This window comes from Microbacterium sp. C448, assembly GCF_000582705.2.
Lineage (GTDB): Bacteria > Actinomycetota > Actinomycetes > Actinomycetales > Microbacteriaceae > Microbacterium > Microbacterium lacus_A.
Genome location: NZ_HG779757.1, coordinates 1 through 5,629, shown reverse-complemented (window position 1 = coordinate 5,629; position 5,629 = coordinate 1). Strand labels below are relative to the sequence as shown.

The window sequence follows — 5,629 nt, the reverse complement described above, 5'->3', positions numbered from 1 at the left end:
GCCCAGTCGTACATCACGACGGCGGCCGCGGCGCTCGCGTTGAGCGAACGGGTCGAGCCGTACTGCGTGATCTCGACGACGGAGGATGCTGCGGCGAGCGCCTCGGGCGAGAGCCCGGGACCCTCCTGCCCGAAGATCAGGATGCACCGCTCGGGCAGGTCCGCACGGTCGAGCGCGACGGATCCCTCGACGTTGTCGATCGCGACGATCGGCAACGCGCGCTCCGCTGCCCAAGCCACAAAGGTCGCGACGTCCTCGTGGTGGATGACGTGCTGGTAGCGGTCGGTGACCATCGCCCCGCGGCGGTTCCAGCGCCGGCGGCCGATGATGTGCACGGCCTCGGCGAGGAACGCGTTGGCGGTGCGCACGATCGATCCGATGTTCATGTCGTGCTGCCAGTTCTCGATCGCGACATGGAACGGATGCCGGCGCTCGTCCAGGTCCGCGATGATCGCGTCCATCGACCAGTAGCGGTACTGATCGACGACGTTTCGCCGATCCCCGTCGGCGAGCAAGACCGGGTCGAACCGCGGGTCGTCGGGCCAGGCATCCGGTCCGCCCGGCCAGGGGCCGACGCCGACAGTGGTGTCCGCCTCGCGCTCCGGCTCCGCCTCGGGTTCGATCTCGGGCGCGGGTTCGTCGGTCACGGGGCCAGCGTATCCGGGCCGGTGTCTCGACCCCGGTCGTTGAGCGAGCGAAGCGAGACGAAACGCTTCCACGCACGAGACCGTCGTTTCGACTCGCGTTCGGCTCGCTCACCGACCGAAGCTCTTTTCGGCGTGCCGAAATATAGCTAAGGTTTCGGTGTGCCGAAAAATTCGCCAGCGCAACAGGGCGCAACGCACGAGGCGAGCAGTGCCGTCAGCACCCCGAAGGTCGCGTGGCTGATCGGTCCCGCTCTCGTCGCCGGGGTGGCCTACCTCGATCCGGGCAACGTCGCGAGCAACATGACGGCGGGCGCCCAGTACGGGTACCTGCTCGTCTGGGTCGTCGTGATCGGCAACGTCATGGCCTGGCTGATCCAGTACCTCTCGGCCAAGCTCGGCATCGTCACGGGCGAGAGCCTGCCCGAGGTGCTCGGTCGACGCCTACGCAACCGCTGGGCACGGCGCGCCTACTGGCTGCAGGCCGAACTCGTGGCGATGGCCACCGATGTGGCCGAGGTGATCGGCGGCGCCGTCGCCCTCAACCTGCTCTTCGGAATCCCCCTGCTGTGGGGCGGCGTGATCACCGGTGTCGTCTCGATCGGCCTGCTGCTCGTGCAGTCCAAGCGCGGTGCTCGTCCGTTCGAGAACGCGGTCATCGCGCTCATGGTCATCATCGCCGTCGGCTTCACCGCGGGCGTCTTCGTCGGGCCTCCCGACCCCGCCGGGATCGTCGGCGGTCTGGTGCCGCGCTTCGAGGATGCGGGTTCGGTGCTGCTCGCCGCGTCCATCCTCGGCGCGACGATCATGCCGCACGCGATCTACGCGCACTCGGCTCTCTCGCGCGACCGCTTCGCCCCGCCTCGCGCGGCCGGCGACACCGCAACCGCAGCCCCGACCCGTCACGCGGGCGATGAGCTCGCGGCTCTCCGCGGAGTCGGCACGGCTCGCCTGCTTCGGGCGACGCGGTGGGATGTCTCGATCGCCATGATCATCGCGGGCACCGTGAACCTCTGCATCCTGCTGCTCGCGGCGGCGAATCTCGCGGGCGTGCCCGGCACCGACAGCCTCGAGGGGGCCTATGCGGCGCTACGCGACGGACTCGGACCCCTCGTCGCGACCCTGTTCGCCGTGGGCCTGCTCGCCTCGGGCCTCGCCTCGACATCCGTCGGTGCGTACGCGGGCGCCGAGATCATGAGCGGGCTGCTGCGCGTGCGCGTGCCCCTGCTCGTCCGCCGCCTCGTCACCCTCATCCCGGCGCTGCTGATCCTCGGCGCCGGGTTCGATCCGACCTTCGCGCTCGTACTCAGCCAGGTCGTGCTGTCGTTCGGCATCCCGTTCGCCCTCATCCCCCTCGTGGTGCTGACCGCCCAGCAGCGCACCCTCGGCGAGCACCGCAACCGGCCGATCACGACGATCGGGGGCATTATCGCGAGCGTGTTCCTGGTCACCCTCAACGCGGTGCTGCTGTTCCTCGTGTTCACCGGCGCCTGACATCGCCGTCATCCGCGGACGGTACCCTGAGGCAATGGCACCCCCGAGCGCCGTGGTCGACGACTACCTCAAGGCGATCTACCACCACACCGAGTGGCAGGATCGCCAGATCACCCCGTCGCAGCTCGCGAGCGAACTGGGCCTCGCCCCCTCGAGCGTGACCGAGATGGTGCAGAAGCTCGCCGCGCAGGGGCTCGTCACCCACCGCCCGTACGGTCCGGTGACGCTGACCGAAGCCGGCCGCAAACGGGCGAGCGGGATCATCCGCAGGCACCGCCTGATCGAGACCTGGCTCGTGCGCGAGTTCGGGTACGGCTGGGACGAGGTTCACGACGAGGCCGAGGTCCTCGAGCACACCATCAGCGACCGGCTGCTCGAGGGGATCGACGAGCGACTCGGTCGCCCTCGCTTCGATCCGCACGGCGACGCGATTCCGGATGCCGAGGGTCGGGTCGAGCGCGTCAGGTTCGTGTTGCTCGCCCACGCCGCCCCGGGGCACGAGGGCCGCGTCCTGCGTGTCAGCGATCGCGACGCCCCGCTGCTGCGCCACCTCGAAGAGCGAGGTGTCGAAGTCGGAGCGACCGTGCGCGTGGTGTCGCGCGAGATCCTCGACGGCGACAGCGGGTCGATCGCGCTCCCGGAGGGCGCAGCCTCGGCCGTATGGCTATCGGCCTGACCGACGGCGCCAGCGCCTCCGCTCGGAAGACCCCCGATCGGATGGCCACTGCACCGCCGTGGCTTCTTCGCAGAAGGCCCACAGCCTCTCGCCGCGCGCGGGATCGGCCGTCAGGGCAGCCGGGCGCGCTGTTCGCGGCATGCCCCTGAGCCCGCCCTTCGGACCCCAGAACGTGCCACCCTCGGCATCCGGATCGATGAGGGCACGCACCGGCGCCCACGCCCCGCGCTCTTTGGACTGCGTCACCGCGGCCTGCAGGTTGTCGACGAAGCGTGCGCCACGCGTCGGCTCATTGACGCCCCGGATGCCGGGTGTGCGTCCGCTCACCGAATAACCGGGATGAGCGACCAGACTCCGCACCGCGAGGCCGTGGGCTCGGAGTCGGCGGTCGGCTTCGAATCCCAGTGCCTGGGCGATCACCTTCGACTGCACGTAGGCCCGCCACGGTGAGTAGTCCTGCTCCAGTTGCGGATCGACCGGGTCGTACGACCACATCGCGGTCGAGATACTGCCGAGCCAGACCATGCGCGCGGGCAGCTCGGCGCGCGCGAGCACGGGCAACAGCGCCCCGGCGAGCGCAAAGTGGCCGAGGACGTTGGTCGCCAGCACGAGCTCGTTGCCATCACCCGTCACCTCGCGCGTGCGGGGCGGGTGCACGATGCCGGCGTTCAGCAGCACCCCATCGAGGCGAGCTCGGCCGCCGACGGATGCCGCGGCAGCACGCACGGATCCCAGGTTGCTGGTGTCGAGCAGCAGCGTCTCGACCGAGGCATCCGGCACCCGTCTGCCGATCGCCGCGCGGGCGGCGGCGAGGCGGTTGGGGTTTCGTCCCGACATGATGACGTGAGCTCCCGCGCGGGCGAGTTGCTCGCTCGCGAAATAGCCGAGCCCGGCATTCGACCCGGTCACGAGGAACGCTCGCCCCGTCTGTGCGGGGAGGGATGTCGGGTTCCACTGATCGCGTCGGGCGCTCATGTGTCGACAGTACGGCCAGACGCCGACGACGCGCCGCATGCCGGTCCTGCGGACGGGCGCGAGCCGACTCATCGGCCTAGGCTGGCGGCATGGCCGCAGAACGCATCCTCACGCGCACGAGGGCCGACATCGAGTGTTGGCTCACCGACATGGACGGCGTGCTCGTGCACGACAACCGCCCGGTTCCGGGCGCGGCCGAACTGCTCGAACAGTGGCGCAACCAGGGCACGCCCTTTCTCGTGCTGACGAACAACCCGATCTTCACGCCACGAGACCTGAGCGCGCGCCTGCGCGCGTCCGGCCTGGACGTGCCCGAGGACCGCATCTGGACCTCGGCGCTCGCGACGGCGGACTTCCTCGCGTCGCAGCTGCCGGGCGGCACGGCGTTCGTCATCGGCGAGGCCGGCCTCACAACCGCACTGCACGAGGCCGGCTACATCATCACCGAGTCGCAGCCCGACTATGTCGTCGTCGGCGAGACCCGTCAGTACTCCTTCGAGGCCATCACCCAGGCCATCCGCTTCATCAATGCGGGCGCGCGGTTCATCGTCACGAACCCGGATGCTACCGGCCCGACGCCTTCGGGTGTCGTCCCCGCGACCGGCTCGTTTGCGGCCCTCATCACGAAGGCCACGGGCAAAGAACCGTACGTCGTCGGCAAACCCAACCCGATGATGTTCCGCTCGGCCATGAACAGGATCGGCGCTCACTCCGAGAACACCGGCATGATCGGCGACCGGATGGACACCGACATCGTCGCCGGCATCGAGGCGGGCCTGCACACCGTGCTCGTGCTGACCGGCATCAGCGATACCGCCGAGATCGAGCGCTACCCGTTCCGACCCGACGAGGTGCTCGACTCGGTCGCCGATCTCGTCGCAGAAGAGCCGTCCGAGACCGAGCTGCCCGAGGTCATCTGAGCCGATCCCGGGACGTACGGGACGCGGTCGCATGACCGCCCGCGATGTCCGGGAGTGACGGTATCGTCGCCGCGGTATCTTCTGAGCATGGGCGTATTGGACGACGGCGAGCGGGTGCGGGCAGCGGATGCCGCCACCTGGCGCGCGTGGCTCGCCGAGAACCATGCGGACTCGAAAGGCACGTGGTTGGTGCGGGGCCGCAAGGGCTTCGCCCACCTCCACATCCCGTACGAAGACGCGATCCGGCAAGCCCTGTGCTTCGGGTGGATCGACGGCCCCGTCCGCGTGTTCGACGACGAGACATCCGGGCTCTGGTTCGCCCCGCGGCGCGCGAGCAGCGGGTGGGCGGGCACCAACAACGCCCGCGTCGAGATCCTGGAGGCGGCGGGCCAGCTCGAGGCAGCCGGCATCCGCGCCATCGAGATCGCCAAGACCAACGGGACGTGGACGATGCTCGACGGCCCCGAGGCACTCATCGAGCCGCCCGAGTTCGCCACAGCACTCGACGCCGTTCCCGAGGCTCGCGCGGCGTGGGACGGCTTTCCGCCATCCGTGCGGACCTACGGCCTCACCCAGATTGCGAGCGCCAAGCGCCCCGAAACGCGGACGGCACGCATCGCACGGATCGTGTCCGAGGCCGCCGCCGGACGCCGGCCGTAGATCAACCCGAGGGAGTACCCATGTCGCAACGTGATCTGATCTTCGCCGTGTCGACCCTCATCGTCGGCGGCACCCTCGTCGCATTTGTCGTGGCCTGGTGGCGCAGTCGTGACAAGCGGGGTCGTGACAAGAGAGGTCCCGGCGACCGCGACTGACGCTTGGGCCAAAGTGGGGCAGGTTCCGCGCCGCGGGGCAGGGTAGAACGTGCCCCACAGCACCCACGGCGCCCCACATCTCGAGGCAGGGCGGTGCTCGGCGGG

Annotated in this window: 7 protein-coding genes; 5 read left to right on the top strand and 2 right to left on the bottom strand. The window is 69.7% G+C overall.

All coding sequences use genetic code 11. The features are described 5' to 3' along the window. A partial coding sequence (locus MIC448_RS12815) for a TrmH family RNA methyltransferase (protein WP_036300384.1) occupies positions 1-647 on the bottom strand: 647 nt, incomplete at its 3' end. A 237-nt stretch (positions 648-884) separates the two neighbouring features. Here MIC448_RS12815 and MIC448_RS12810 point away from each other — a divergent pair. After that, positions 885-2,138, top strand: coding sequence for an Nramp family divalent metal transporter (locus MIC448_RS12810; protein ID WP_051513830.1), 1,254 nt, complete (start codon positions 885-887; stop codon positions 2,136-2,138). A 34-nt stretch (positions 2,139-2,172) separates the two neighbouring features. Then, positions 2,173-2,814 carry a metal-dependent transcriptional regulator gene (locus MIC448_RS12805; protein ID WP_036300382.1) on the top strand — a complete coding sequence of 214 codons (642 nt, stop codon included), beginning with the start codon at positions 2,173-2,175 and terminating at the stop codon, positions 2,812-2,814. Here the strand turns inward: MIC448_RS12805 and MIC448_RS12800 are convergent. After that, complete coding sequence (locus tag MIC448_RS12800; RefSeq protein WP_051513824.1) at positions 2,803-3,789, bottom strand: SDR family NAD(P)-dependent oxidoreductase; 987 nt, start codon at positions 3,787-3,789, stop codon at positions 2,803-2,805. The two genes, MIC448_RS12805 and MIC448_RS12800, sit on opposite strands and share 12 nt — an antisense overlap. Positions 3,790-3,878: 89 nt before the next feature. Here MIC448_RS12800 and MIC448_RS12795 point away from each other — a divergent pair, with 89 nt between their 5' ends. From MIC448_RS12795 to MIC448_RS16580, 3 genes are all read left to right on the top strand, one after another. Next, positions 3,879-4,709 carry an HAD-IIA family hydrolase gene (locus MIC448_RS12795; protein WP_036300379.1) on the top strand — a complete coding sequence of 277 codons (831 nt, stop codon included), beginning with the start codon at positions 3,879-3,881 and terminating at the stop codon, positions 4,707-4,709. An 87-nt stretch (positions 4,710-4,796) separates the two neighbouring features. After that, positions 4,797-5,369: a YdeI family protein gene (locus MIC448_RS12790; protein ID WP_036300376.1), complete on the top strand. Its 573-nt coding sequence runs from the start codon at positions 4,797-4,799 to the stop codon at positions 5,367-5,369. Between the two features lie 20 nt (positions 5,370-5,389). After that, positions 5,390-5,524, top strand: a complete 135-nt coding sequence (locus tag MIC448_RS16580; RefSeq protein ID WP_279380993.1) for a hypothetical protein — start codon at positions 5,390-5,392, stop codon at positions 5,522-5,524. Positions 5,525-5,629 lie beyond the last annotated feature (105 nt).

What these genes read in the sequence shown, in the direction of transcription:
- MIC448_RS12805 (WP_036300382.1), top strand. Translation starts at nt 2,173, where the DNA reads ATGGCACCCCCGAGCGCCGTGGTCGACGACTACCTCAAGGCGATCTAC.
- MIC448_RS12800 (WP_051513824.1), bottom strand. Translation starts at nt 3,789, where the DNA reads ATGAGCGCCCGACGCGATCAGTGGAACCCGACATCCCTCCCCGCACAG.
- MIC448_RS12795 (WP_036300379.1), top strand. Translation starts at nt 3,879, where the DNA reads ATGGCCGCAGAACGCATCCTCACGCGCACGAGGGCCGACATCGAGTGT.
- MIC448_RS12790 (WP_036300376.1), top strand. Translation starts at nt 4,797, where the DNA reads ATGGGCGTATTGGACGACGGCGAGCGGGTGCGGGCAGCGGATGCCGCC.
- MIC448_RS16580 (WP_279380993.1), top strand. Translation starts at nt 5,390, where the DNA reads ATGTCGCAACGTGATCTGATCTTCGCCGTGTCGACCCTCATCGTCGGC.